The sequence below is a fragment of the Streptomyces sp. NPDC029138 genome (genome assembly GCF_055564375.1).
In genome coordinates, this window is sequence record NZ_JBVHWM010000068.1 from 13,034 (window position 1) to 37,828 (window position 24,795).

The window sequence follows — 24,795 nt, forward strand, 5'->3', positions numbered from 1 at the left end:
TGGTCGGCAGTCCAGGGGCGCGGTCGGCAATTCGGAGGCGCGGTCGGGGTCCGGTCTCGGTCGGCAGCCCGCTCTCGGTCGGCACTCCGGAGGCGTGATCGCCAGTCCGAGGGCATGGTCGGCAGTCCAGGGGCGCGGTCGGCAATTCGGAGGCGCGGTCGGGGTCCGGTCTCGGTCGGCAGCCCGCTCTCGGTCGGCACTCCGGAGGCGTAGTCGGTGGCGCGGAGATTCGTCGGTGTCTCGTGCAACCATTCCCGCGCGGCGGCAGTCTCCTCGTGCGGAACGCACGTTCCCCCAGCGTTCGTTCATCCGCCACCGTCACACCCCCCAGAGGATTCCATGCCGTTCACCACGCCAGGCTCCCGCGCACTCCGGCAGACCGCCGGTGCGATCGGCGCCGCCGCCCTGCTCGCGCTGGGTGCCGCCCCCGCCTCCGCCGACGACCCCGGGACCGGTCTGGTGCTCGGCGCCGTCGCGCCGGTCGACGGGGTCAAGCCGGGCGGCGAGGTCGAGGTGCCGGCGACCTTCACCAACACCGGCGGCACGGCGCTCGGCAAGGTATGGATGTCGTACTCGGTCACGCGCGGGCTCAGCCACACCGCGATACCGTCCAACTGCCTGCGCTACGAGGTCGCCTCCTTCGACGAGGCGCCCAGCACCTCCCACCTGGTCTGCGCGTTCGACCAGGCGATCGAGCCGGGTGTGGTGTACGCCCCCGAGCGGCCGGTCACCCTCAAGGCCCTGGCCCACGCGCTCCACGACGAACTGCGGGTGTCGGTCGACGCGTACGACCCGGCCCCGACGGAGGGCGCCTCCGAACCGGTGCGCGGTACGGCCCCGGCGGTGAAGCTGGTCGAGCGGCCCGACGAGAAGCCGGCCGCCCCCGGCTCCGCCCGGCACGACGGCTGGGACGCGGCCGACACGACCGTCACGACCGACAACACGGCCGACTTCCAGGTGACCGGCGCCCGGTTGCGGGGCCGCGTCGGCGCCACCGTCGACCTCAAGGTGACGTTCGCCAACGCCGGGCCCGCCTGGGTGCTCCGGAAGCTCGACACCCCGGCGACCCGCGTGCTGATCTCGATGCCGGCCGGTACGTCGGTGACCAAGGCCGACGGGTACTGCGACGAGACCGGTGCGGGCGACTACGACTGCGGTACGAGCCAGCGCTGGGTGAACGAGGGCGGCGGCGAGACCTACACGTTCAAGGTGCGCATCGACAAGGCGGTCTCCGGGGCGGAGGGTTCGGTGACCCTCGCGGGTGAGCCCCGCCCGTTCGACCCGGACCGGGCGAACGACACCGCCGCGATCAAGCTCGTGGTGAGCGACGGCGGTGCGACGGGCGGCGGTGGTTCCTCCGGGGGCGGCGCGACGGAAGGCGGCACGACTGAGGGCGGCACGACGTCCTCCGGTGGTGGCTCCACCGGCGGGAGCACCGGCGGCTCCGGCTCGACGGCGGGCGGCACGTCCGGCTCGGCCACGACCGCCGGCGTGACGGACGGTTCCACCGGCGGCTCGTCCTCGGCGACGGGCGGCAACCTGGCGAACACGGGCTCCGGCCCGCTGCTGCCCGTCGCGGCGGCGGCCGGCGGGGCCGTGCTGGTCGGCGCCGGGGCGCTCGTGGCCGTACGACGCCGGGCCGGCCGGCAGCGCTGACCGGGCGGCGGGGTGCCGGCCCGCGCGCCCCGGCCGCCGGTCAGTACCCGGACCCCAGCCGCTGGGTCGAGTAGGCGCACTCCGTGTAGATGTAGCCGGACCGGAGCTTGGCGGTGTCCGAGGCCGGGGTCGCGGTGCTGCCGCCGTTCGGCTTGTGCACGAAGTACGTGGTGCCGACGGGCAGGCTGATGGTGCGCTGCGGGTAGTGCCTGCCGCTGTCGTTGCAGGGTTTGAAGGTGGAGAACGCCGTGTCGGCGAACGTGTACGCCTTGCAGCCGCCGCAGCCCTTGAGGGTGAAGCTGCCGGTGACCGGGCCGGTGTAGAGGACGGTGATGTCGTCCGGGCTGTCGTTCTTGACCGTGACGGAGATGCTGCCGCCGGAGGCCAGGGTGGGCAGCTTCTTGCCGGCCGCGGGGAGGGTCCGGGCGACCTCGGCGGCTATGGCGATCTTCTGGGCGCGGGCGCGGTTCCTGTCGTGCTTGTGGTCGGCGGCGAACTGCTCCATCGTCTTCTGCGCCGCGTCGAAGTCGCCGTCCCTGTACTGGTCGACCCCGCAGGCGTACACGCCCGCGTCGCCGCTGCGGCCGGCCCGGCTCGCCGCCTTCGTCAGCCGGCCGTCCGTGTCCCCGGCCGACCTGGACAGGTCGGCGATCCGGGTGTCGAGGTCGCGCAACTTCTCGACGGCCGTGCAGGGTTCGTCCCCGCCGACGGCCTTCTCCGCCTTCTTCACCGCCGCGTCGACGGCCGGCGCCACCTTGGCCGCCGCCCCGGACCTCGGGAAGGTGTCGAGCAGGTCGCCGAAGCGGTTCACCCAGTCCGTCTCGCCGGTCGCCAGGTGCCGCGCACCGCACTCGTACAAGGCGGTCGCGAGCCGGTCGTCGGGCCACCGCGCCAGCGAGCCGAGCTGTTCCTCGGGCATGGTGTCCGGCACGGTGCGGAGGTACTTCAGGGGTTCTATCGCGTCGCAGTACTCCCGGTGTCCGTAGGCCGCGCCGACCGTCGTGTAGTAGGTCCGCAGGCTGTCGGGGACCTGCCGGGCCGCGCGGGAGCCGGAGTGGTGCGCGGTGATGTCGCGGTAGACCCCCAGGGCCGTCCCGTAGTCGGACCGGGCGGCGCCGAAGGACCGACGGCCGCTCTCGGCCACCAGGTCGTCGGCGCGCTCCAGGCGGCCGAGGAGCGCCTGTTCGACGGCCTCGTCGTGGGCGTCCTCGTACCACAGGGCGCCACCGGCCGGTACGGCGAGCAGCAGGACGCCCAGCAGCAGCGCGAGGGACGCGCCGCCCGGCCGGGCGAGCCGGGTGCGCAGTCCGGCGATTCCGCCGTGGACGGCCACCACCAGCAGAAGCGCGGCGTAGCCGGCGAGCGCGGCTCCGGGGACGCCGTCGGCGTCGGCGGGAAGCGCGACGAGCAGGAGCGCGCCGGTCGCGGCCCAGCAGGCGGCCATCGCCACCCAGCGGCGCAGGAGCGCGTAACCGAGGCCGAGACCGCTCAGGTTGAGCAGGGCGATCGCGGCGACCCGCAAGGCGTCCGGCGGGGCCGGCGGCGGTCCCGCCGGTCTGGGTGGGGGACCCGGCGGCATGGGCGGCAGCGGCGGCCCGCCGAACCCCTGACCCGGACCGTACGGACCTCCGGACATGATGGCTCCCCCCGGTCAACCGCGCCCGCATGTCTGTGGCTTCGCAGTGTACGGGCGCGGGCGCATGCCGGACAGAGGGGCGAGGACGGCATGCGCGGCGCACGGTGGCCGCTCTGCCGGCACGGATGAGACGCCTCGGACGCACCGACTGCTCCGAGGCGCCCGGGCAACCGTGGCCACGGGCCGACCTGACAGACCTGTACGGCGCTGCTGCACACGCCCGCCCCGTACCGGGCACCGCCGCGGCGCTGCTCATCGTCGAGACGACGGTGGTCCGCACGGTCTCCGCCGCCCTGCGGTACGGCGGCTGCCCGAGAGGCCGGGCGCACCGCCGGTCATCGCCGGACCGACGTGACCCCGCACAGGCGCGCCCGCGCCGTGAACAGCCCTCTTTCGGACCCTTTTTCCCGTCCGCTCCCGGGCCGCGCACGGCGTCGCCCATGATGGGCGGGACAGAGCCGGCGCGGGGAGGGAGGCGGCCGTGGGATGGACGACCGAGGAGTTCGGGGAGTCCCACGAGGGCATCGTGGGAGCCGTCCTGGAGGACGGCAGCGAGCCGAAGCCCGCGTACTTCGACATCGGCAGCGGCGCAGAGATGTACCGGACCAGCGAATGGTGGGTGTACGACGGCAGGACGACCCGGCCGAGGGCGGCGGCGGTGCGCGCCGCGTGCAGCTGCGGCTGGCGCGGGCCGAGCAGCCCCGTCCCGTGGGACGAGCTGGACGACGACGGCCTGGAGGAGCTGGACGTCTCGGGGCCGCGCCGGGACTGGAGCGAGCACATCCGTACGGTCGAGCGGCGGACGGTGCCGCTGCCGGCCGACCTGGTCCAGCTGCTGAGCGCCCTGGAGGACAAGCTGTACACGCTGGCCGAGGACGCGCCGGCCGCCGCCCTGCGGGCCGTGACCGCGCTGGACCGGCTGACCCGGCGCGCCGGCCGGGAGGCGGCCTGCGTGATCGAGGAGGACGGCGAGCAGCGCTGGGAGGCCCTCGGCCGGGCCCTCGGCATCGACGCCGACCGGGCGCAGTCCCTCGTCACCCGCTATCTGCTGCTGCGCTGAGCCAGGATCTACTGCGGCGCTGAGCCGGGATCTACTCCCACGGTGAGCCCGGATCTACCGCGGTGCCCATCCCGGATCGACTGCCGCGCTGAGCCGGGATCTACTCCCGCGCTGAGCCCCAACTACTGCCGTGCCGATCCCTGATCTGCTACGGCGCCCATCCCTGACCTGCTGGCGGCTGAGCCGGGATCTACTCCCGCGCTGAGCCCGGATCTAGTGCAGCGCCCATCCCAGATCGACTGCCGCGCTGAGCCAGGATCTACTCCCGCGCTGAGCCCGAACTACTGCCGTGCCGATCCCTGATCTACTCCCACGCTGAGCCGGGATCTACTCCCGCGCTGAGCCTGATCCACTCCCGCGCCGACCCTGATCCACTCCCCCGCTGAGCCCGGCCGTTCACCGGGCCGCCGCCAGTGCCAGGGTTCCGGCCGCCAGCGCCAGGAACAGGACCGGGAAGATGATCGTGCGGAACACCCGGGCCCGCACATGGGCGGCCACCGCGCCGACGTAGAACAGGACCAGGCCGACGCCGGCGGCGATGCCCAGGGGGCGTACGCCCAGCAGCCCGAGGAGCAGCCCGGCCGCTCCGGCGGCCTTCAGCAGCGCGAGTGCGGGAAGCCGGCGGGGCGCCACGCCGACGTCGGCCGAGTTGGCGAGGACGAACGGCGCCTTCGCGAGGTCGGCCGCCGCGATGCCCGCGTTGGCCAGGACGGTCGCACAGGTGACGGTGAGATAGGCGAGGTTCATGCTGTCCACGCTCGCCGGAGGGTCGCCGCGCCGTCCAATACCAGCGTTCATAACCTTCTGGAATGGACGTCGACTCCCGTCTGCTGCGCTCCTTCCTGGCCGTCGCCGAGGAGGGCAGCCTCGTCCGCGCCGCCGAGCGGGTGTACGTGTCCCAGCCGGCGCTGACCAAGCAGATCCGGCAGTTGGAGAGCCGGCTCGGCGTGCGGCTCTTCGAGCGTTCGCGCACCGGCATGGCGCTGACGGACGCCGGCCGGGAACTCGCGCGCCGGGCCCCGGACGTCCTCGCGGCCTGGGACGACGCCCTGCGCGCCGCGCGGGCCGCCGGCCGGCGCACGGCCCGGGTGCTGCGCGTGGGGTTCGTGGCGAGCGCGGCCAACGAGGCGACGCCGGGGATCGTCGCCGAGTTCGCCCGGCGGCGGCCCGGGTGGCGTGCCGAACTGCGGCAGGCGGCCTGGACGAACCCGAGCGCGGGCCTGGCCGACGGCGAGGTGGACGCGGCGCTGCTGCGGCTGCCGTTCCCGGGCCAGGACGCGCTGCGGGTCGAGGTGCTGTTCAGCGAGGAGCGCTGGGTGGCGCTGCCGAGCACGCACCGGCTCGCGGAGCGGGCGGAGATCGCCTTCCGGGAGCTGTGGGACGAGCCCTTCGTGGCCGCGCCGCCACAGACCGGCGCCTGGCGCGACCACTGGCTGGCCGCCGGTGAGCGCGAGGGCCGCCCGGTCCGGATCGGCGCGGTCACCGAGCAGCCCGACGACTGGCTGAGCGCCATCGCCAGCGGGTACGGCATCGCCCTCGCGCCCGCGTCCGCCGCCCGGTTCTACGCTCGCCCCGGCGTGGTCTACCGCCCGGTCACGGGGGTGAGCCCGACCCGGGTGGCCGTGGCCTGGGCACCGGCCGACGACCGGAACCCGGTCGTACGGGACTTCGTCCGCTGCTGCCTGGACCTGGCCCGCACCACGTGACGGACGCGTGTTCTCCCCTGTCCGGCGCAATGACGGTGCGCCGGAGGGGCGGGCGGGCGTGACCGGTGTGACCGTGGGGGTGGAGTCCGCGGACGCACCAGTGGCGAGGAGAGGGCATGGCGAACGGAACCGGCGAGGCCTGTGCGCAGCTGAGTGCCGTCGCGGACGCCGTGCTGTACGAGGGTTATCTGCTCTATCCCTATCGCCGGTCCTCGGCGAAGAACCGGGTCCGCTGGCAGTTCGGAGTGCTGCTGCCCCGGAACTGGGTGGAGCGGTACGGGCCGGTCACGCCCGGGATCTCCGGTTCCGCCGACTCGTGGTACCAGCAGACCGAGTGTCTGCTGCGGGTGCGGCGCGCCGACGCGGCCGTACGGGTGCGGGTGCGGTACCTGCAACTCCAGCACAAGCAGGTGGAGGCGGCCGACGGCGACGGGGCGCATCGCCCGGTGGAGTCGTTGCGGACGGCCGACGGGACCGCCCACCTGTCGTTCGAGGAGGCGGTGCCTCGCGAGACCGAGCTGGTGCTGCCGCTGGAGGAGTCGCCGCGGGAAGGCCGGACCGTCGCCGTGGGTGCGCCGGCCGGGGCGGAGTACGAGGCGTTGCCGGCGGGGGCGGGGCGGACGGTGCGCCGGCGCCGGGAGGTGCGGGCCGGGACGACGGTCACGGCCGAACGGCTCGGGCCGGGCCTGTGCCGGCTGCGGGTGCGCACCGAGAACACCGGTGACGCGCCCGACCCGCGGGCCTGCCGCGACGCGGTGCTGGGGCAGGCGCTGCTCGCCACGCACACTCTCCTCACCGGCGACGGAGTGGAGTTCGTTTCGCTGATCGACCCGCCGGCCGCTCTCGCGGAGCAGGTGCGCGGCTGCCGCAACGCGTTCACGTTCCCGGTGCTGGGCGGGGCCCCGCCGGAGTCAGGGAGCGGTGACGGGGCGACGGGCCCGCTCCTGCTCTCCGCCCCGATCATCCTCCCCGACCACCCCCAGGTGGCGCCGGAGAGCCCGGGCGATCTGCACGACGCGGCGGAGATCGACGAGATCCTCACGCTGCGCACGATGCTGCTGACCGACGAGGAGAAGGCCGAGGCCCGGGCCACCGATCCACGGGCCGCGCGCATCCTCGACCGGGTGGACACCATGCCCCGGGAGGTCTTCGCCCGGCTGCACGGCGCCATCCGCTCCCTGACCCCGCGGACCCCCGCCGCCGAACGGCCGCCGACCCCCGCCGCCGAGCGGCCCGCCTGGTGGCAGGAGGGCGGCGACGACGGGCTGTCCCCGGCGACGGACACCGTGCTGGTGGACGGCGTGCCCGTGGGCGGCGGCAGCCGGGTGCGGCTGTGCCCGCGCGGCCGGGGCGCCGACGCCCAGGACATGTTCCTGGCCGGGCGCACCGCGCACGTGGCCGCGGTCTTCCACGACGTGGACGGCAGCACGCACCTGGCGGTCACGGTCGACGACGATCCGGCCGCCGAACTCCACGGCTGGTACGGCCGTTTCCACTACTTCCGGCCCGACGAGGTCGAAACGCTCGGCCCCGACGCCCCACCGGGTCCGGGCCGGCCGATCCGGCCGCAGTCCCCGCGGCCGCCCGAGCGTCCGGCCGGCGGGCCGGAGGAGGGACGGTTCGATGGACGCCCTTGACGTCCTCAAGCACGACCACCGGATGGTCGAGCAGTTGTTCCGCGACTACGAGGCCGCGGCCTCCGACCGACAGCGGCGCGGTGTCGTGGAGCTGTTGGTGCGTGAACTGTCCAAGCACGCGGCTCTGGAGGAGATGCTCCTGTATCCGCTGGCCAGGAAGGTGCTGCCGGACGGCGACCGGGAGATCGACGAGCACTTGAGCGAGCACATGGGGGTGAAGCAGACCCTCCTCGCGCTCGACCGGCTCGGCGAGGGCGACCAGCGGACCGGCGAACTGGTGGCGGATCTGCGCCGGGAGGTGACGGAGCACATCCAGGAGGAGGAGGGCACTCTCATGCCCCGGCTGCGGGAGGCCGTCTCCCAGCAGGAACTGGACCGGCTGGGCGAGTTGATCGGGCAGGCCAAGGCCGTCGCGCCGACCCGCCCGCACCCGCACGCCCCCGACCAGCCGCCCGCCCTGACCCTCGCGGCCCCCCTGGCCGCGGCCTACGACCGACTCCGAGACCGACTCCAGCGGAGGCCGACGACATGACCACTCAGAGCGGCACCACGGAAGTGACGCGTGAACCCAGCCGGTCCGAGGCGCGGAACGGGTTCGACGAGATCTACATCCTCTGGATCTCGGAGGGCATGAGCTGCGACGGCGACACCGTGTCCATGACGGCGGCCGGGCAGCCCGGCATCGAGGACCTGGTCGCCGGACTCATCCCGGGCCTGCCGAGAGTGAACCTGGTCAACAAGGTCCTCTCCCCCAGCCTGGGCGGCGAGGACTTCCTCGCTCCCTACCGGGCGGCGGCACGCGGGGAGTTGTCGCCGTTCATCCTCGTCATCGAGGGTTCGGTCCCGAACCAGAACATCATCGAGGGCGACGGCTACTGGACGTCGTTCGGCAACGACCCGGACACGGGCGAGCCGCAGACCCTCAACTGGTGGATCGACCAACTGGCACCCAAGGCCTGGGCGGTGGTGGCCGCCGGCACCTGTGCCACGTACGGCGGCATCCACGCCATGGCGGGCAACCCCACCGGCTGCATGGGCCTCGCGGACTACCTGGGCTGGGACTTCAAGTCGCAGGGCGCGCTGCCGGTGGTGAACGTGCCGGGCTGCCCGATCCAGCCGGAGAACTTCATGGAGACCCTCATCTGGGTGCTCTATCACGCGGCCGGTGCCGCGCCGCCGCCCCCGCTGGACCACATGCTGCGTCCGCAGTGGCTGTTCGGCAAGACGGTGCACGAGGGCTGCGACCGGGCCGCGTACTACGAGCAGGCGGACTTCGCGAAGGACTACAACTCCCCCAAGTGCCTGGTGAAGAGCGGCTGTTGGGGGCCGGTCGTGAACTGCAACGTGCCCAAGCGCGGCTGGATGGCCGGCATCGGCGGATGCCCGAACGTCGGCGGCATCTGCATCGGCTGCACCATGCCCAGCTTCCCCGACGCGTTCATGCCGTTCATGGACGAGCCGACCGGCGGTGCCCTGTCGTCCACGCTGCTCAAGCCGTACGGCGCCGTCATCCGACGGCTGCGCGGCCTGACCAGCATCGCGGTGAACCGCGAACCCAAGTGGCACCACAACGGACCGGAACTGACCACCGGTTACGACCCGTACTGGCGTCCCTGAGCGCCGGCACCCACCCACGCCTACGACGAACGAGGGGCAGGAAGCGACATGACGACCACCGAGGACCCGACCCGGGTCACGGGGCGCAAGCCCGCGCAGATCGTGGACATGTCCTGGGACCCGATCACCCGGATCATCGGCAACCTCGGCATCTACACGAAGATCGACTTCGCCAACCAGGAAGTCGTGGAGTGCCACAGCACCTCGTCGCTCTTCAGGGGCTACTCGGTGTTCATGAAGGGCAAGGACCCGCGCGACGCCGGGTTCATCACCTCCCGGATCTGCGGCATCTGCGGCGACAACCACACCACGTGCTCCAACTACGCCCAGCAGATGGCCTACGGCGTCAAGCCGCCGCGGTTGGCCGAGAACATCACCAACCTGGGCGAAGCGGCCGAGTACATGTTCGACCACACGCTCTTCCAGGACAACCTGGTCTTCGTGGACTTCTGCGAGGCGATGGTCAAGGCGACCAACCCCGGTGTGCTGGCCCGCGCCGAGCGCACCGACGCGCCCCGCGGGGACATCCACGGCTACCGGACGATCGCCGACATCATGCGGGCCTTCAACCCCTTCGAGGGCGAGGTCTACAAGGAGGCGCTCAAGGTCAGCCGGGTCACCCGGGAGATGTTCTGCCTGATGGAGGGGCGGCACGTCCACCCCTCCACGCTCTACCCGGGCGGCGTCGGCACGATGCCCCAGCCGAACACCTTCACCGACTACCTCACCCGGCTGATGCGCGTCATCGACTTCGTGAAGAAGGCGGTGGCGATGAACGACGACGTCTTCGACTTCTTCTACGAGGCCCTGCCGGGCTACGAGGAGGTCGGCAGGCGCCGCGTCATGCTGGGCTGCTGGGGCGCCTGGCAGAACCCGGACGTGGTCGACTACCGGTACGAGAACATGAACCGCTGGGGCAAGGCGATGTACGTCACCCCCGGCATCATCGTCGACGGCAAGCTGGTCACCAACAACCTGATCGACATCAACCTCGGCCTGCGCGTCCTGCTGGGCAGCTCCTTCTACGAGGACTGGGTCAACGAGCAGCCGTTCGTCACCCACGACCCGCTCGGCAACCCCGTCGACATGCGGCACCCCTGGAACCAGACCACCGTCCCGGTGCCGCAGAAGCGGGACTTCACCGGCAACTACAGCTGGGTGATGAGCCCGCGCTGGTACCACCCCGAGACAGGTCAGCACCTGGCACTGGACACCGGCGGCGGCCCGCTCGCCCGGCTGTGGTCGACCGCGCTGAGCGCCCTGGTCGACACGCCGTACATCAAGGCCACCGGCGACAGCGTGCGCATCTCCCTGCCCAGGGGCGAGAAACTGCCGGAGACCACCCTGGAGTGGCGCATCCCCAAGTGGAGCAACACCATCGAACGGGACCGCGCCCGGCCCTACTTCGTCGCCTACGCCGCCGCCATGGCCCTACAGTTCCTGGAGGAGTCGATGGCGCTGGTGCGGGCCGGCGAGACGAAGATCTTCGAGAACTTCGAGGTGCCGGACGAGGCGATCGGCTGCGGCTTCCACGAGGCGGTGCGCGGTGTCCTCTCGCACCACCTGGTGATCAGGGACCAGAAGATCGCCAACTACCACCCGTACCCGCCCACCCCGTGGAACGCCAGCCCGCGCGACATCTACGGCACCCCGGGCCCGTACGAGGACGCCGTCCAGGGACAGCCGATCTTCGAGGAGAACGGCCCCGACGACTTCAAGGGCGTCGACATCATGCGCACCGTGCGCAGCTTCGACCCCTGTCTGCCCTGCGGAGTGCACATGTACATGGGCAAGGGCAGGACGCTCAGCACCGTGCACTCACCGACGTACGGGGCGAACCATGGCTGACGCCGGACGGCTCGCCGACCCGGTCGTCGAGGCGCGGCTGGCCCGGCTGGACGAGTTGCTGGCCGGGCTGGAGTCCGCGCCCGGCCCCGCGGCGGCCACCGCCGTGGAGGCCGTGCGGGTGCTGACCGAGATCTACGGCGAGGCCCTGGCCCGGGTGCTCGACCTGGCCGGTGAGCAGCCGGCCGCACGGCTCGCCGAGGACGAGTTGCTGGGACATCTGCTGGTGCTGCACGAGCTGCACCCCGAACCGCCCGCGCGGCGCGCCGAGCGGGCGGTCGACCGGCTGCGGCCCGCGATCCGCGAGCGTGGCGGCGACGTCGAACTGGTCGGCGTCGACGGGCAGGTGGCCCGGGTGCGGGTCACCGAGGCGGGTGGCTGCGGGTCCGGCTGCGGCGGCGGGCCGACGGTCGCCGACGCCGTACGGGAGGCCGTACTGGCGGCCGCCCCCGAGCTGACGGCGGTCGAGCAGCTGTCCGCGCCGGCCGCCCCCGCCTTCGTACCGCTGGACTCGCTGCTGGTGCGGGAGGCGCGGTGAGGGTGGACGGTGCGCTGGCCCGGGTCATCCGCTCGGCCGCCGAACGGGACGGCCCCGAGCGGTGCGACCTGTGCGCGGAAGCCGTGCCGGAGGAACACCGCCATCTGTACGCCGCCGACCGCGAGGAGCTGCTGTGCGCCTGCGGGGCGTGTGCGGTGCTGTTCGCCGGTGACGGTGCGGGCGGCGGCCGGTATCTGCTGGTGCCGAGCCGCCGGGTGCGGCTGGCCCCGGTGGACACCGGGCCGCTCGGGGTGCCGGTCGGGCTGGTGTTCTTCGTGCCGCGCGCGGACGGCACCGTCACCGCGCAGGGCCCGAGCCCGGCCGGGGCGATGCGCTGGGAGGTGGAGGCGGACCGCTGGGCGGAGATGTGCGCCGCGTGTCCTCCGCTGGCGACCATGGCACCCGAGGTGGAGGCTCTGTTGGTGAACACCGTGCGGGGCCTGGACCACCACTGGATCGTGCCGGTGGACGACTGCTTCCGGATGGTCGCGCTGGTCCGCCGGGAGTGGCGCGGCCTCGCCGGAGGCGGCCGGGTCTGGCCGGCCGTGGAGCGGTTCTTCACGGAGCTGACCGAGCGGCCGTGAGGGCCTGACACGAGAGGAGAACAGCGATGAGCACCATCCGAGTGGGCCGCCCCCAGGCGAAGCCCGACACACCGGGACATGTGCACGGGCTGCACCAGGGCAACAGCGGGCCGTACAAGCGCCAGACCGGACACCACAAGGACGGCACGTCCGACGCGCGCCGCTCCACCGGGATCCACTGGAAGCGGCACGACGCCATCATGAAGATCATGCCGAACATCTCTCCGGGATGAGGAACAGGATGAGACAGCGGAAGGGCATCGCGATGAGGACGCGTCCAGCGGGAATGACGGCCACGCCGGTAAGGACGAGGACGACGGCACAGCGCGTGCTGATCGCGCAGGGTGTCGCGCTCGGCGCCCTCACGTTCGGGCTGCTCGTCCTCGAAATCCCGGGCATCGTCCGGGAGGTGCGCATCTGGCGCATGATCAAACTGCGGTCCGGCGCCAGGCGCCCGCGCTGAGCCGGCCGTGCACGAGCTGTCGATCGCGACCGCGATCGTGGAACAGGCGGCGGAGATCGCCCGCGCGGACGGCGCGGACGGCGTGGCCTCGGTGACCGTCCGGGTCGGGGAGCTGGCCGGTGTCGTGCCGGACGCGCTGCACTTCGCCTTCGAGGTGGCCCGTGACGGCACGGCGCTCGCGGGGGCCCGGCTGATCGTGGAGCAGGTGACGGCGCGGGCCTGGTGCGGCGGGTGTGCCGAGGAGTTCGCGGTCGGCATGCCGCCGTTCTTCTGGTGCCCGCGCTGCGACCGGCCCTCGCAGGAGCTGCGCGGCGGACGGGAGCTGGAGATCACGGATGTGGAGCCGGTCCCGGCCCCGGCCTGACGGCGGGGCCGGGGGCGGTTTCAGCAGATCCGGGGCAACTGCTCGCCCAGCGGCAGGTCCAGCACCCGGGTGCCGCCGAGACCGGTGGCGACGACGACCATGCCGGGGTGGTCCGCGACGCACTCGCCGATGAGGGCGGCGTCCGTGCCCTGCGGGTGGGCGCGCATGGCCGCCAGGACGGCGTCGGCGTGCTCCGGGGGGACGAAGGCGACGAGCCGGCCCTCGTTGGCGACGTACAGCGGGTCGAGGCCCAGGAAGCCGCAGGCGTTCGCGACCTCGTCCGGGACCGGGACGGCCCGCTCCCGCAGTCGTACGCCGGTGCCGGAGGCGCGGGCGATCTCGTTCAGGGACGCGCCGAGGCCACCCCGGGTGGGGTCGCGCAGCACGTGGAGGTCCGGGGTGACCGCGAGCATGGCTGCCACCAGGTCCGCGAGCGGCGCGGTGTCGGAGGTGATCTCGACGCCGAACTCCAGGCCCTCGCGGACGCTCAGGACGGCCACCCCGTGCAGGCCGATCGGTCCGCTGACGAGGACGGCGTCGCCGGGCCGGGCCCGCTGCGGGCGGATGTCGACTCCCTCGGGGACCAGGCCGACGCCGGCGGTGGTGACGTAGACGCCGTCGCCGTGCCCGGACTCGACCACCTTGGTGTCGCCGGTGGCGATGGTGACGCCGGCGGCCCGGGCGGCGTCACCCATGGCGCGGGCCACGCGCTCGACCACGGCCAGTTCCACGCCCTCCTCCAGGATGAAGGCGGCGGAGAGGTGGGTGGGCCGGGCGCCGCTCATCGCCAGGTCGTTGACCGTGCCGTTGACGGCGAGATCGCCGAGGCTGCCGCCGGGGAAGAACAGCGGGCGTACGACGTAGGAGTCGGTGGAGAAGGCCAGCCGGGCGCCGCCGAGGCCGAGGACGGCCGAGTCGGTGAGCGCCGCGAGCGTGGGGTTGCCGTAGGCGGGGGCGAAGACCTGCTCGATCAGCTCCGCCGACAGGGCGCCGCCCCCGCCGTGGCCCATGACGACGACCGGCTGGTCGCGCAGGGGTGCGGGGCAGGTCCAGTTCGCGGGGTCGACGGGGGTGGTGTCCGTGGTGGCGAGGTCAGCCAACGGGGTTCATCTCCTCGCGCGGGATACGTGATCCCTGTGGTGCCGGGCTGTCGGTCATCCTGCGGTACAGGTAGTAGGCCGCGCAGGCGCCCTCGCTGGAGACCATGGTGGCGCCGAGCGGGGTGCGCGGGGTGCAGGAGGTGCCGAACGCCGCGCACTCGGTGGGTTTGATCAGCCCTTGCAGGACCTCGCCGGCGCGGCACACGGCGGGTTCCTCGGTGCGGATGCCGGTGACGTCGAAGCGGTGTTCGGCGTCGTAGGCGCGGAAGGCGTCGGCCAGCCGCCAGCCGCTGTCGGGGATGCGGCCGATGCCCCGCCAGTTGCGGTCGGTGACCTCGAACACCTCCTCGATCATCCGGACGGCCGCCGGGTTGCCCTGGTCGCGTACGGCGCGGGGGTAGGCGTTCTCCACCCGGTGCTCGCCGCGCTCCAGCTGGTGGACGGCGCGCCGGATGCCTTCGAGGATGTCCAGCGGTTCGAACCCGGTGACGACGATGGGGACGCGGTGCCGTTCGGCGAGGTCCGGGTACTCGGCGGTGCCCATCACGCTGCACACGTGCCCGGCGGCGAGGAAGCCCCGGACCCGGCAGGCGGGGGCGGTCATGATGGCCTCGATCGCCGGGGGGACCCGGACGTGGGACACCAGCAGGCTGAAGTTGGCGAGGCCCAGCCGGCGGGCCTGGTGGACGGCCATGGCGTTGGCGGGGGCGGTCGTCTCGAAGCCGATGGCGAAGAAGACGACCTGCCGGTCGGGGTGTCTGCGGGCCAGGTCCACGGCGTCCAGCGGCGAGTAGACGACCCGTACGTCACCGCCCTCGCCCTTGACCCGGAACAGGTCCCGGCCGGTGCCGGGCACGCGGAGCATGTCCCCGAAGGAACAGAAGATGACGTCGGGGCGCGCGGCGATCTCCAGGGCCTTGTCGATGACGTCGAGGGGGGTCACGCACACCGGGCAGCCGGGGCCGTGGATCAACTCCACCTCTTCGGGGAGGAGTTGGTCGATGCCGTGGCGGATGATGGAGTGGGTCTGGCCACCGCAGACCTCCATCAGGGCCCAGGGCCGGGTGACCGTGGCGCGGATCTCGTCCAGCAGCCGGCGCGCCAGATCGGGGTCGTTGAACTCGTCGAGGTACTTCACCGGGCCTCCGTTCCGCTCTCCTGCCGTGCCGCCTGCTCCCAGGCGTCACCGAACTCCTCTTCCAGCAGCCCCAGTTGGCCGAACAGCTCCAGGGACGCGCGGGCCGACTCCTCGTCCAGGCGCTGGAGCGCGAAGCCGACGTGGACGATGACGTACTCCCCCACCCGGATGTCGGGCAGGTACTCCAGACAGGCCTGTTTGCGTACGCCGCCGAAGTCGATCAGGCCGGTGAGCGGGTCGGCACGGTGGTCGATGGACACGACCTTGCCGGGCACTGCCAGACACATGGGTCACTCCGTCTCGTGGTGGGCTGCTGTTCCCGCGACCATCAGCTGGCCGAGTGCCAGACCGCCGTCGTTCGGGGGGACTTCGCCGTGCCGGAGGACGGTGAGGCCGGCCGTGGTGAGCAGCGCGGCGGTCTCCTCCTCCAGCAGGGCGTTGGCGAAGACACCGCCGGTGAGGGCGACGGTGGTGAGGCCGGTCTCCGCCCGGGTCCGGCGGCAGAGATCCGTCACCGCCCGGGCGACACCCCGGTGGAAGCGGGCGGCCAGGACGGGTACGGGGGTGTGGCGGGCCCGGTCGTGCAGCAGGGCGCGGAGGGCAGGGGCCGGGTTCATTTCCCACCCACCCGCCGGGATCTGTCGGCCGGGCGGCTGACGCCACGGGGTGCCGCCCCCGATCCCGGGGAGTGGGGTGAGGCCGAACGGGTAGGCGCCCGTGTCCGCGTCCCAGGCCTCCAGCGCCGCCGCCTCCAGTTCCAGCGCCGCCTGTGCCTCGTAGCCGGCGCGGTGGCACAGTCCCACCAGGGACGACACGGCGTCGAAGAGCCGGCCCATGCCGGAGGTCGGCACACAGGCCAGGCCGCGCGTCAACTGCTGCCGCAGTACGGTGAGTTCGGTCTCCGTGCAGGCCCGGACGCTCGGCAGCCCGGGTTCCCACGGCAGTCCCGCCGCCCACAGCCGGGCCAGGGCGAGCCGGCAGGGGTTGGCGACGCCGGTGTCGCCGCCGGGCAGCGGGGCGGGGGTCAGCCGGGCGAGCCGGTGGTAGCCGATGTAGTCGGCGAGCAGGATCTCGCCGCCCCACACCGTGCCGTCGTCGCCGTATCCGGTGCCGTCGAAGGCGACGCCGATCACGGGTGTGCCGCCGTCGAGGCCGTGTTCGGCCATCGCCGAGGCGATGTGGGCGTGGTGGTGCTGGACCAGCACCGGTTCGCCCAGGCCGAGCCGGGCGGCCCGGCGGGTCGAGTGGTAGCCGGGGTGGCGGTCGGCGGCCACCAGCCGGGGGGTGACTCCGGTGAGGCGGGTGAGGTGCCGTTCGGCGCGTTCGGCGGCGGCGAGGCCCGCCAGGTCGCCGAGGTCGCCGATGTGCGGCCCGAACCAGGCCTGGTCGCCCTCCCCCAGGCACAGGGCGTTCTTCAGGTCGCCGCCGGTGGCGAGCGTGGGGCGGACCGGGAGCGGGAGGCGCAGGGGGCGGGGGACGTAGCCACGGGAGCGCCGCAGGACCTGTTCGGTGCCGTCGGGGCGGACCCGCAGCAGGGAGTCGTCGCAGGGGGAGGCGATGGGCCGGTCGTGGGTGAGCCAGGCGTCGGCGAGGCCGGCCAGCCGGGTCAGCGCCTCGGCGTCGTCGGTGACGATGGGCTCGCCGGAGCGGTTGCCGCTGGTCATGACGAGGACGCGGGGGCCGGGTGGGTCGCCGGGCAGACCGAGGAGCAGGGTGTGCACCGGGGTGTAGGGCAGCAGCAGGCCGACGTGCGGGCTGCCCGGGCAGACCTGGTCGGCGAGGCGGATGCCGTCCGGGCGTGTGCGGCGGCGCAGCAGGACGATGGGGCGGCGGGCGCCGGTGAGCGCGGCCCGTTCGGCGGCGGAGAGCACCGCGACGCGTTCCGCCGTCTCCAGGTCGGCGCACATCACGGCGAAGGCCTTGCCGCCCCGCTCCTTGCGGCGGCGCAGGGTGGCGACGGCCCGGGCGTCGGTCGCGTCGCAGGCGAGGTGGTAGCCGCCGACGCCCTTGACGGCGACGATCCGTCCGGCGGCGAGCAGCGCCCGTGCCGTCGCGAGGGCCTCCGCGTCCCGGGCCGGGCGGACCCCGAGGCCCGTGGCCGGGACGAGGGCGAGGCGCGGGCCGCAGCCGGGGCAGGCGACGGGCTGGGCGTGGAAGCGCCGGTCGGCCGGGTCGCCGTACTCGCGGGCGCAGGCCTGGCACATCGGGAAGCCGGCCATGGTGGTGGCCGGCCGGTCGTAGGGCATCCCGGTGGCGATGGTGAAGCGGGGGCCGCAGTGGGTGCAGGTGACGAAGGGATGGCGGTGCCGGCGGTCGCCGGGATCGGCCAGTTCGCGCAGGCAGTCGGCGCAGGTCGCGGTGTCGGGCGGGAGCTGGGTGCGTCCCGGTGAGCGTTCGGTGGGGCGGATGGTGAAGGGGCCGGTGGCGCCGGTGGCGGGGACGTCCTCGCAGCCGACGCCGGTCACGGTCGCCAGCGGGGGCGGCTGCTCGGTCAGCCGGCCCGCGAACCGGTCCACGTCGTCCGGCGGGCCCTCGACCTCGATGAGCACACCGTCCGCGGTGTTGCTCACGAACCCGGCGAGCGCGAGCCCCGCGGCCAGCCGGTGCACGTACGGCCGGAAGCCGACGCCCTGCACCGTGCCGCGCACGGTGATCCGGCGGCGGACCGGGCCGGTGACGGGCGCGGTCACGAGACGGGGGCGGAGGCGGGGTGGTGGTGCGGGCGCGGGGCGAGTGGCGGCCGGTGCGGCGGGGCGCCGTCGCGGGCGGCGAGCGCGCGGTCGAGCAGGGTGCCGACGCCGGTGCCGGTGCGGGCGCACGACCGGATGATCTCCACGCCCGGGTTGACCTGGTGCACGTTCTCGTGGAAGAGGCTCTCGTCGAAGCCGGCCGGTCCGGCCAGGTCGGTCTTGGTGATCACGACGAGGTGGGCGGAGCCGAACGCGGTCGGGTACTTCAGCGGTTTGTCCTCGCCCTCGGTGACCGCCATCAGCACGATCCGCAGGGTCTCACCCAGGTCGTACGCGGCCGGGCAGACCAGGTTGCCGACGTTCTCCACGAAGAGCACGGAGGTGTCCTGCGGCAGCCAGCCGGTCAGCCGGTCGCGGACCTGGCGGGCCTCCAGGTGGCACAGCCCGTCGGTGAGCAGCTGCTGGACGGGCGCGCCGGACCGGGCCAGCCGCACGGCGTCGTTCTCGGTCGCCAGGTCCGCGGTGAGCGCGGCCACCGGGACTCCCCGCTCCCCGGCGCGGGCCAGCACCCGGGCGAGGAGTTCGGTCTTGCCGCTGCCCGGGCTGGACAGCAGGTTGACCAGGGTGACGCCCTGCCGGGCTAGGTCGTCGCGCAGACTCGCGGCCAGGCCGTCGTTCTTCGCCAGCACGGCCTGTTTGACGTCGGACCGGCACATGGGCGCTGCTCCTCGGGTGCGGTGATGCCCCGGCCGCGTCCCGTGCGGCCCGGGGGTCTCACCGATCTTGGGCTGCGCCGGGCGCCGTACCGGGCAGCGCAGCCGAGGACAGGCTCCCGGATTCCATCGGGCAGCCCAACGGGGGCAGGGGCCCGGCGGGGTCGGCGAGGAGGGCGGGGACGAGCGAGTGCAGCGCGTCGACGGCCCGGTCGACCGCCTCCCGCACCGGTGTGCTGAGGCCCGGGAGGATGTCGTCGTCGCTGGGCAGGACGCCGGGTTCGCACGCGAGGACGAGCACCCTGGGCAGGGGCTCGTCGCCCAGGTGGGCGGCCAGGGCCAGCACCTTCGCCGGGTCCATGCCGTGGGCCTCGGGCGGAACGGTCCCGTCGGGGGGTTCGGCCTCGATCAGGGAGAGGGTGCCGGGGCGGTGTCCGCGCGGGGCCGCGTCTACGAGGACGGCGGTGGCGCAGCCGGACAGCAGGTCGTACGCGAGGTCCAGGCCTCGGATGCCGTAGTCGTGGACCCGGACCCCGGGCGGCAGCGGGCGCTGTTCCAGGGCGCGGATCACCTCGGGGCCGAACGCGTCGTCGGCGAGGAAGATGTTGCCGACGCCTGCCACCAGCAGTCGCGGCGTCACCGGAGGTCTCCGGCGGCCGGGGCGAGGGGCCGGGGCGAGCCGCCCGGTGTCTTGCGGACGAAGGCCGAGCGCAGGGCGTGGTAGGGGGCCTCGGGGTCGAAGAAGAGGGCGTGCATACGGGCAAGTTCCGCTTCCCGGTACCGGGCGAGGGGCCGTTCCCGTTCGTCGGCGGCGCGCGCCGCCGCCTTGGCGGCGATCCACCGGTCCAGGTCCGGGGTGGTGGCGAGCCCGGTCGCGAGGCGCTCGACCTCGGCCGCGAAGTCCCCCGGTGCGGCCGGCACCAGCCGGTCCACGAGGCCCAGCCGTGCGGCGGTCGCGGCGCTGACCGGCAGGGCCTGCGTCGTCAGCCGCTCGGCCTGCTCCGGGCCGACGCGGCGCGGCAGGGTGTACGTCCAGAACTCGGAGCCGTACAAGCCCATGCGCCGGTAGTGCGGGTTGAGGACGACGCCGGTGCGGCACCACACCTGGTCGGCGGCGAGGGCCAGCATGGCACCGCCGGCCGCCGCGTTGCCGGCGAGCGCGGCGACCACCAGCCGGTCGGTGGTGCGCAGCACGGCCGCCACGAGGTCGTCCATGGCGTTGAGGTTGGTCCAGGACTCCTGGGCCGGGTCGGGGGCCGCCTCGATGACGTTCAGGTGGATGCCGTTGGAGAAGAAGTCGCGGGTGCCGCCGAGCACGAGGACACGGGTGGGGCGGGTGAGCGCCTCGGTGTAGGCCGCGAGCAGTCTGCGGCACTGGTCGGTGCTCATCGCGCCGCCCGGGAAGGAGAAGGCGAGAAAGCCGACGTCGCCGCGCTGCCGGTAGCGGATGTCGGTCCAGGTGCGCCGGCCGGGCGGGAGGTCCAGCGGGGCGGGGACCTCCGGGAGCGCGAGACCGGGCTGGTACGCGGCGAGCACCGAGGCGGCCGGCCGGCGGAAGGGCGCCGGGTCGCCGGAGTTCCTGCGGGGGCGTAGTTCCGGGATCCAGACCGCGCCGTCCCGGGTGGCCCGGCAGACGGCGCCCGCGCGCCGGGCCAGCAGGGTGCCGGGACGGCCGCGCAGCTCGTCCTCCGGGTGCCCGCCGTGCAGGAACACCTCATGGCCCAGGAGCTCGTCCAGGACGCCCGGCTGGGAGTCCGCGCCGCGAAGCTTGCGCAGGACCGTCCCTGTGTCGTCGTGCTCCCAGTCGATCCGCCGCCGCTCCTGCCGGAAGGCGTCGCGCCAGACGGCCGTGACCGACTCGTCGGTCTGCGGGAGGGGCTTGTACCCGCCGTCGGCGTAGCGCCGTACGGCCGTCAGGACGGCGGTGACGGCGGCGTCGGAGACCTCGTTGCGGTACAGGTCGCTCTTGCCGACGGGCGGCACGGGGAACGGCTCGGCCGCCCAGACCGGGCCCGCGTCCATCGCCGCCTCGGCCTGGAGCACGGTCACGCCCCACTGCTCGGCCCCGCCGGCGATGGCCCAGTCCAGCGAGGACGGGCCCCGGTCACCCGGCGGGCCGGGGTGCACGATCAGGCAGGTGTGCTCCCGCCACACGTCCTCGGGCAGGGCCGTCCTGAGCATCGGGGCGATGACCAGGTCGGGGCGCAGTTCGCGCACGGCGGCCCGGACCGGGTCGGGGCCGTGCGCGGCGAGCGCGACGTCCAGCTGGTGCCCGTGGTCCGACAGTTCGGCGTACAGGCGCTGGGAGAGGCTGTTGAACGCGCTGGCGACGAGCAGGATGTTCATGACACGGCATGCTCGTCGCCCGCCCGGGTGCCGGGAAGGACCGCCGCGGCGTTTCGCCGGCCTCGGTCAGGTCTCTTCCTCCATCCGGATCGCATTCCGCAGATCCTCGAAGGCCTGGCTCCGGTCGTCCTGGTGCGTCTCCAGCAGGGCGGCGGCGATCGCGTCGAGCTTGCGCTGGATGGCGTGCTCGGCGCGCATCTCGGAGTTCTTCAGCAGGGCCAGGAGCAGCAGGGTGACCGCCGTCATGGACCCGCCCGCGAAGAGCAGCACCTCGAGCGCCAGATGAGCGACGTGGGAGGCGACGAAGAAGCTGACGAGGAGAAGGCAGAACAGGAAGAACAGCGGTGAGCTGGTGAAGTTCGAGGCGTATTCGGCGAGCTGCTCGAACCGGCCGCGTCGCGCGCCGCCGCGGTGGACGGGGTTCTTGAAGGTCATGGCCGAGCCTTTCCCGCGACGGGCGGCTCCCGCATCAGGTCCGCAGTACCCCGGTGGGGGGCGTACGACACCGGGGGCCCGGGCGGGTGGCCCGGGCGGGTGCCGGTGAGTCCCCGGGCACGGACGCGGACCGCTCCAGCCCCGCCGGCTCAGGCGGCTCAGATGGCTCAGGCCGCGAGGGGCTCGCCCGGGGCGAGGCGGTCCACGAGCTGGTCGTGGTGCAGTTCGGCCACCGGCCACAGCAGGTCGGGGTGGCGGAGCAGGGCCGCCGCGCGGCGGTCGCCGTCGTCGGGGGTGAGCAGCCGGCGGAACTCGGTCGGCGTGGCGGCGTGCTCGCTCCCGGCGAGTGCGGCGACGGCCAGATCGGCCAGCTCGGGGTCGGTGAGCAGGGCGGCGGCCCAGCTGGCCACGACCTCGTCCACCCAGGTGCGCCAGGCCCAGTCCTCGCCCGGGTGGTCGCCGGCCCGTTCGGCGCCGGTGATCCAGTCGAGGCGTGCCGCCCCTCCGGGGCCCGCCATGGTGACCAGGCCGGCGTCGATCGCCGTCGGATACCGCAGCCAGGCCGCGACCGTCACCGCCTGCCGGGCCTGCGCCTCGCACAGCGCGGAGGCCAGCGCGCCGCCGGACGGCGGGTAGGCGACCGTCAGCCAGCGTGCCGTCGCGGCTATCAGGGGGGACAGATCAGTGAGCACAGCCGGGCCGTCCGAGGTGCGAAGGGGTACAGGGGCTCCACGCAACGGTAGCCCCGCGTCGGGCACGGCCGGGAGGGGATGCGTACCAGGTCATATGTGACGTGACCCACTCACCGGGGGTGTCCGCCCGCCGCTGACTCGCTCACCGGGGGTGTCCGGTCGCCCGTGACGCCCTCACCGGGGGTGTCCGTCCGCCGCTGACCCGCCCATCGGGAGTGTCCCCCGCCGCTGCCCCTCACCGGGCGTACCCGTCCATCCCTGACCCCCTCACCGGTCGGGTCCGCCCGCCTCTGACCCGGTCACCGGGGCGACCGCCACTGGCCCGTACCCGTCCACCCCTACCCCCCTCACCGGGGGTCCGACCGCCACCGACCCTCACCGGGCGTGCCCGTCCATCCCTGCCCCCCTCACCGGTCGGGTCCGCCCGCCTCTGACCCGGTCACCGGGGCGACCGCCGCTGGCCCCTCACCGGGGGTCTCTGTCCGCCGCTGGCCCCCTCACCGGGCGTGTCCGTCCACCCCGGCCCCCCTCACCGGGAGTGTCCGCCCGCCGTCGGTCCGCGCATCGCCTCCTCGGGCGGGCGTTCCCGGAGGGCGCCGTAGGCGATGAAGTACGCGGGGACGCGGCGCAGCCAGGGTGCGCCGGTGACCAGGTCCGCGAGGCGCTGGGCCCGCTCCGCGCCGCCCAGGGGCGGCCGGCCCCGCAGGACCGGCGCGATGACGCGGGCGTGGGCCGCCCGCTGTAGCGCTTGGGTGACGACCGTGGTGGGACAGCGCCGGCGCTGCACACCGCGTACGTCGCGCAGCCCCACGCTGCCCCGGCGCAGGGGGCCGAGCACATGGCGGGCGGTGGCCACGGCGTCCTGCACGGCGAGGTTGATCCCGATGCCGAAGACCGGGGACATGGCGTGCGCGGCGTCGCCGATGCACAGCAGACCGGGGCGGTGCCAGCGGCGCAGCCGGTCCAGGTGGACGTCGAGGAGCTTGACGTCGTCCCAGGAGCGCAGGGTGTGTGTCCGGTCGGCGATCCAGGGGACGGCGTCGGCGAAGGCGGCCAGGAAGCGGTCCAGGCCGGCGGCGCGGCGCTCGGCGTCGGTGCCCTTGGGGATGAGCGCGGCGCACTGCCAGTAGTCGCCGCGGTCGATCATCGCGGTCAGGAAGCCCTCACCGGCGCCGCCGACGAGCCCGCTCGGGTCGCCTTCGCGCCGCGGCAGGCGGAACCACCAGGCGTCCATCGGGCAGCTGAAACGGCGCAGGCCCAGTTCAGGGCGGGAGCGGGCCAGTGATCCGCGCCCGTCGCAGGCGACGGTGAGGAGGGCACGCAGCTCGCCGGTGCGGCCGTCGGAGGTGCGGTAGCGCACCCCGGTGACCCGCCCGGACTCGACGATGAAGGAGGTGGCCTCCGTGTTCATCCTCAGCTCGAAGGACGGCTCGCGCCGGGCCTGGTCGGCGAGGAGGTCCAGCAGGTCCCACTGCGGCACCATCGCCACGTAGTTGTGCGGACCGGGGAGCGTGGAGAGGTCCGCGACGGTGACCGCCGAGCGGCCGGCACCCAGCGGCAGCTGGACGGTGCGCACCCGGCGCTGCGGCAGCCGGGCGAAGTCCTCGGCCAGACCGAGGTCGTCCAGCAGCGCCAGGGTAGACGGGTGGACCGTGTCGCCGCGGAAGTCGCGCAGGAAGTCGGCGTGCTTCTCCAGCACGGTCACCGTGATCCCGGCGCGGGCCAGCAGCAGGGCGAGCACCATGCCCGCGGGGCCGCCCCCCACGACACAGCATGTGGTCTTTTCCATGGTGGTTCTGCCCTTCTCGTCGAGAGCAGTAATTCATCAGGTGATGAATACTATACCCCGAGCGGGGCGAAAGGTCACGTGTCGCCGCCACGCAGGGGGGAACTCGTCGCACGCCCGGAACAGGGCTGGAGACGCACCGGGAGGCTGGGAGGTCGCATGGCCACGGACGCCGCACGCTACGACGACCAGGGCGAGGTCCCACTGGGCGGTTATGCCGCCCTCGCCTCCGTGTTCGCGGCGAGCGCCGGCACCTTCGCGCTGCTGGCCCGGCGCCGGGGTGTCCGACTGCCGCAGCAGGTGCCGCCCTGGGACGTGGCGCTGCTGGGCGCGGCGGCGTACAAGACCTCGCGGCTGCTGGCCAAGGACAAGGTCACCAGCTTTCTGCGAGCGCCGTTCACCCACCGCGCGGACGAGGGCGAGGGCAATGAGGTCATGGACGAGCCCCGGGGCGACGGGGTCCGGCGCGCGGTCGGGGACCTGGTGTCCTGCCCGTTCTGCGTCGCCGCCTGGACCACCGGCACCCTGGTGTGCTCCTACGCGGCGGCGCCCCGGTTCACCCGGCTGGTGTGCGGGGGCTTCGGCGCGCTGACGGTGGCGGACTGGTTGCAGTACGCGTGGACGTGGACCCAGCAGAAGACGGAGAGCTGAGCCGGGCCTCGCCGGGTGCGGGTCTGCATCGGGAGCGGCAGCGGCGCCGAACGGTCCGGCAGGTCAGGGGTGCCTCCAAGGGAGCGACGGCCGTGCCGGGGATCGGACGGGACGTGAACCGGGGACAGCCGCGCACCA

25 protein-coding genes are annotated in these 24,795 nt (G+C 73.8%); 13 read left to right on the forward strand and 12 right to left on the reverse strand.

The features are described 5' to 3' along the window. The first annotated feature begins 339 nt into the window (after nt 1-339). Nucleotides 340-1,656, forward strand: coding sequence for a hypothetical protein (locus ACZ4WH_RS35725; protein ID WP_468188682.1), 1,317 nt, complete (start codon nt 340-342; stop codon nt 1,654-1,656). 40 nt (nt 1,657-1,696) lie between these two features. On the opposite strand, the gene ACZ4WH_RS35730 is transcribed toward ACZ4WH_RS35725, so the two are convergent. Further along, nucleotides 1,697-3,235 carry a hypothetical protein gene (locus ACZ4WH_RS35730; protein WP_468188754.1) on the reverse strand — a complete coding sequence of 513 codons (1,539 nt, stop codon included), beginning with the start codon at nt 3,233-3,235 and terminating at the stop codon, nt 1,697-1,699. 538 nt (nt 3,236-3,773) lie between these two features. Between ACZ4WH_RS35730 and ACZ4WH_RS35735 the strand changes: the two genes are divergently transcribed. Further along, nucleotides 3,774-4,352 carry a P-loop NTPase family protein gene (locus ACZ4WH_RS35735; protein ID WP_468188684.1) on the forward strand — a complete coding sequence of 193 codons (579 nt, stop codon included), beginning with the start codon at nt 3,774-3,776 and terminating at the stop codon, nt 4,350-4,352. 396 nt (nt 4,353-4,748) lie between these two features. On the opposite strand, the gene ACZ4WH_RS35740 is transcribed toward ACZ4WH_RS35735, so the two are convergent. Next, a complete protein-coding gene (locus tag ACZ4WH_RS35740; protein WP_468188757.1) occupies nt 4,749-5,099 on the reverse strand; it encodes a DoxX family protein in 351 nt (116 codons plus the stop codon). Between the two features lie 62 nt (nt 5,100-5,161). Between ACZ4WH_RS35740 and ACZ4WH_RS35745 the strand changes: the two genes are divergently transcribed. The 10 genes from ACZ4WH_RS35745 (at nt 5,162) to hypA (ending at nt 13,106) form a co-directional block, all read left to right on the forward strand. Continuing rightward, nucleotides 5,162-6,058 (forward strand): LysR family transcriptional regulator, encoded by an 897-nt coding sequence (locus ACZ4WH_RS35745; RefSeq protein ID WP_468188686.1) that lies wholly within the window; start codon nt 5,162-5,164, stop codon nt 6,056-6,058. 116 nt (nt 6,059-6,174) lie between these two features. Beyond that, nucleotides 6,175-7,695, forward strand: a complete 1,521-nt coding sequence (locus ACZ4WH_RS35750; RefSeq protein WP_468188688.1) for a hypothetical protein — start codon at nt 6,175-6,177, stop codon at nt 7,693-7,695. Continuing rightward, entirely contained in the window at nt 7,682-8,227 is a 546-nt protein-coding gene (locus ACZ4WH_RS35755; RefSeq protein ID WP_468188690.1) for a hemerythrin domain-containing protein, read from the forward strand. The genes ACZ4WH_RS35750 and ACZ4WH_RS35755 overlap by 14 nt, the downstream gene beginning before the upstream one ends. Continuing rightward, nucleotides 8,224-9,312: an NADH-quinone oxidoreductase subunit B family protein gene (locus tag ACZ4WH_RS35760; protein WP_468188692.1), complete on the forward strand. Its 1,089-nt coding sequence runs from the start codon at nt 8,224-8,226 to the stop codon at nt 9,310-9,312. The genes ACZ4WH_RS35755 and ACZ4WH_RS35760 overlap by 4 nt, the downstream gene beginning before the upstream one ends. Nucleotides 9,313-9,360: 48 nt before the next feature. Then, on the forward strand, nt 9,361-11,160 hold the full coding sequence (locus tag ACZ4WH_RS35765; RefSeq protein WP_468188694.1) for a nickel-dependent hydrogenase large subunit: 1,800 nt from the start codon (nt 9,361-9,363) through the stop codon (nt 11,158-11,160). After that, nucleotides 11,153-11,695 (forward strand): NifU family protein, encoded by a 543-nt coding sequence (locus tag ACZ4WH_RS35770; RefSeq protein WP_468188696.1) that lies wholly within the window; start codon nt 11,153-11,155, stop codon nt 11,693-11,695. The genes ACZ4WH_RS35765 and ACZ4WH_RS35770 overlap by 8 nt, the downstream gene beginning before the upstream one ends. Further along, a complete protein-coding gene (locus ACZ4WH_RS35775) occupies nt 11,692-12,279 on the forward strand; it encodes a DUF5947 family protein (RefSeq protein WP_468188698.1) in 588 nt (195 codons plus the stop codon). The genes ACZ4WH_RS35770 and ACZ4WH_RS35775 overlap by 4 nt, the downstream gene beginning before the upstream one ends. A gap of 26 nt (nt 12,280-12,305) precedes the next feature. Beyond that, a complete protein-coding gene (locus ACZ4WH_RS35780; RefSeq protein WP_468188700.1) occupies nt 12,306-12,512 on the forward strand; it encodes a hypothetical protein in 207 nt (68 codons plus the stop codon). A gap of 95 nt (nt 12,513-12,607) precedes the next feature. Further along, nucleotides 12,608-12,742, forward strand: coding sequence for a hypothetical protein (locus ACZ4WH_RS35785; protein ID WP_468188701.1), 135 nt, complete (start codon nt 12,608-12,610; stop codon nt 12,740-12,742). A gap of 7 nt (nt 12,743-12,749) precedes the next feature. Then, entirely contained in the window at nt 12,750-13,106 is a 357-nt protein-coding gene (gene hypA, locus ACZ4WH_RS35790) for a hydrogenase maturation nickel metallochaperone HypA (RefSeq protein WP_468188703.1), read from the forward strand. A gap of 20 nt (nt 13,107-13,126) precedes the next feature. Here the strand turns inward: hypA and hypE are convergent, their stop codons facing one another. From hypE to ACZ4WH_RS35840, 10 genes are all read right to left on the reverse strand, one after another. Continuing rightward, nucleotides 13,127-14,206 carry a hydrogenase expression/formation protein HypE gene (hypE, locus tag ACZ4WH_RS35795; RefSeq protein WP_468188705.1) on the reverse strand — a complete coding sequence of 360 codons (1,080 nt, stop codon included), beginning with the start codon at nt 14,204-14,206 and terminating at the stop codon, nt 13,127-13,129. Further along, a complete protein-coding gene (hypD, locus tag ACZ4WH_RS35800) occupies nt 14,199-15,344 on the reverse strand; it encodes a hydrogenase formation protein HypD (protein ID WP_468188707.1) in 1,146 nt (381 codons plus the stop codon). Before hypD ends, hypE begins: the two co-directional genes overlap by 8 nt. Then, nucleotides 15,341-15,631 (reverse strand): HypC/HybG/HupF family hydrogenase formation chaperone, encoded by a 291-nt coding sequence (locus tag ACZ4WH_RS35805; RefSeq protein WP_468188709.1) that lies wholly within the window; start codon nt 15,629-15,631, stop codon nt 15,341-15,343. The genes hypD and ACZ4WH_RS35805 overlap by 4 nt, the downstream gene beginning before the upstream one ends. Nucleotides 15,632-15,634: 3 nt before the next feature. Further along, the gene (gene hypF, locus ACZ4WH_RS35810; protein WP_468188711.1) at nt 15,635-18,034 is read right to left on the reverse strand and encodes a carbamoyltransferase HypF; all 2,400 of its coding nucleotides are present in this window, start codon (nt 18,032-18,034) and stop codon (nt 15,635-15,637) included. After that, nucleotides 18,031-18,750, reverse strand: coding sequence for a hydrogenase nickel incorporation protein HypB (gene hypB, locus ACZ4WH_RS35815; protein ID WP_468188713.1), 720 nt, complete (start codon nt 18,748-18,750; stop codon nt 18,031-18,033). The genes hypF and hypB overlap by 4 nt, the downstream gene beginning before the upstream one ends. Nucleotides 18,751-18,808: 58 nt before the next feature. After that, nucleotides 18,809-19,387, reverse strand: coding sequence for a hydrogenase maturation protease (locus ACZ4WH_RS35820; RefSeq protein ID WP_468188715.1), 579 nt, complete (start codon nt 19,385-19,387; stop codon nt 18,809-18,811). After that, a complete protein-coding gene (locus ACZ4WH_RS35825) occupies nt 19,384-21,093 on the reverse strand; it encodes a hydrogenase maturation protein (protein ID WP_468188717.1) in 1,710 nt (569 codons plus the stop codon). The genes ACZ4WH_RS35820 and ACZ4WH_RS35825 overlap by 4 nt, the downstream gene beginning before the upstream one ends. A gap of 66 nt (nt 21,094-21,159) precedes the next feature. Beyond that, nucleotides 21,160-21,528 (reverse strand): hypothetical protein, encoded by a 369-nt coding sequence (locus tag ACZ4WH_RS35830; protein WP_468188718.1) that lies wholly within the window; start codon nt 21,526-21,528, stop codon nt 21,160-21,162. Nucleotides 21,529-21,695: 167 nt separating this feature from the next. After that, nucleotides 21,696-22,220 carry a hypothetical protein gene (locus ACZ4WH_RS35835; RefSeq protein WP_468188721.1) on the reverse strand — a complete coding sequence of 175 codons (525 nt, stop codon included), beginning with the start codon at nt 22,218-22,220 and terminating at the stop codon, nt 21,696-21,698. Nucleotides 22,221-22,749: 529 nt separating this feature from the next. Then, nucleotides 22,750-24,009 carry an FAD-dependent oxidoreductase gene (locus tag ACZ4WH_RS35840; RefSeq protein ID WP_468188723.1) on the reverse strand — a complete coding sequence of 420 codons (1,260 nt, stop codon included), beginning with the start codon at nt 24,007-24,009 and terminating at the stop codon, nt 22,750-22,752. 156 nt (nt 24,010-24,165) lie between these two features. Between ACZ4WH_RS35840 and ACZ4WH_RS35845 the strand changes: the two genes are divergently transcribed. Continuing rightward, complete coding sequence (locus ACZ4WH_RS35845) at nt 24,166-24,657, forward strand: DUF1360 domain-containing protein (RefSeq protein WP_468188725.1); 492 nt, start codon at nt 24,166-24,168, stop codon at nt 24,655-24,657. The last annotated feature ends 138 nt before the right edge of the window (nt 24,658-24,795 follow it).

What these genes read in the sequence shown, in the direction of transcription:
- ACZ4WH_RS35740 (WP_468188757.1), bottom strand. Translation starts at nt 5,099, where the DNA reads ATGAACCTCGCCTATCTCACCGTCACCTGTGCGACCGTCCTGGCCAAC.
- hypB (WP_468188713.1), bottom strand. Translation starts at nt 18,750, where the DNA reads ATGTGCCGGTCCGACGTCAAACAGGCCGTGCTGGCGAAGAACGACGGC.
- ACZ4WH_RS35765 (WP_468188694.1), top strand. Translation starts at nt 9,361, where the DNA reads ATGACGACCACCGAGGACCCGACCCGGGTCACGGGGCGCAAGCCCGCG.
- ACZ4WH_RS35745 (WP_468188686.1), top strand. Translation starts at nt 5,162, where the DNA reads ATGGACGTCGACTCCCGTCTGCTGCGCTCCTTCCTGGCCGTCGCCGAG.
- ACZ4WH_RS35755 (WP_468188690.1), top strand. Translation starts at nt 7,682, where the DNA reads ATGGACGCCCTTGACGTCCTCAAGCACGACCACCGGATGGTCGAGCAG.
- ACZ4WH_RS35770 (WP_468188696.1), top strand. Translation starts at nt 11,153, where the DNA reads ATGGCTGACGCCGGACGGCTCGCCGACCCGGTCGTCGAGGCGCGGCTG.
- ACZ4WH_RS35730 (WP_468188754.1), bottom strand. Translation starts at nt 3,235, where the DNA reads ATGCCGCCGGGTCCCCCACCCAGACCGGCGGGACCGCCGCCGGCCCCG.
- ACZ4WH_RS35805 (WP_468188709.1), bottom strand. Translation starts at nt 15,631, where the DNA reads ATGTGTCTGGCAGTGCCCGGCAAGGTCGTGTCCATCGACCACCGTGCC.
- ACZ4WH_RS35830 (WP_468188718.1), bottom strand. Translation starts at nt 21,528, where the DNA reads ATGACCTTCAAGAACCCCGTCCACCGCGGCGGCGCGCGACGCGGCCGG.
- ACZ4WH_RS35780 (WP_468188700.1), top strand. Translation starts at nt 12,306, where the DNA reads ATGAGCACCATCCGAGTGGGCCGCCCCCAGGCGAAGCCCGACACACCG.
- ACZ4WH_RS35760 (WP_468188692.1), top strand. Translation starts at nt 8,224, where the DNA reads ATGACCACTCAGAGCGGCACCACGGAAGTGACGCGTGAACCCAGCCGG.
- ACZ4WH_RS35845 (WP_468188725.1), top strand. Translation starts at nt 24,166, where the DNA reads ATGGCCACGGACGCCGCACGCTACGACGACCAGGGCGAGGTCCCACTG.
- ACZ4WH_RS35750 (WP_468188688.1), top strand. Translation starts at nt 6,175, where the DNA reads ATGGCGAACGGAACCGGCGAGGCCTGTGCGCAGCTGAGTGCCGTCGCG.
- ACZ4WH_RS35725 (WP_468188682.1), top strand. Translation starts at nt 340, where the DNA reads ATGCCGTTCACCACGCCAGGCTCCCGCGCACTCCGGCAGACCGCCGGT.
- ACZ4WH_RS35840 (WP_468188723.1), bottom strand. Translation starts at nt 24,009, where the DNA reads ATGGAAAAGACCACATGCTGTGTCGTGGGGGGCGGCCCCGCGGGCATG.
- ACZ4WH_RS35825 (WP_468188717.1), bottom strand. Translation starts at nt 21,093, where the DNA reads ATGAACATCCTGCTCGTCGCCAGCGCGTTCAACAGCCTCTCCCAGCGC.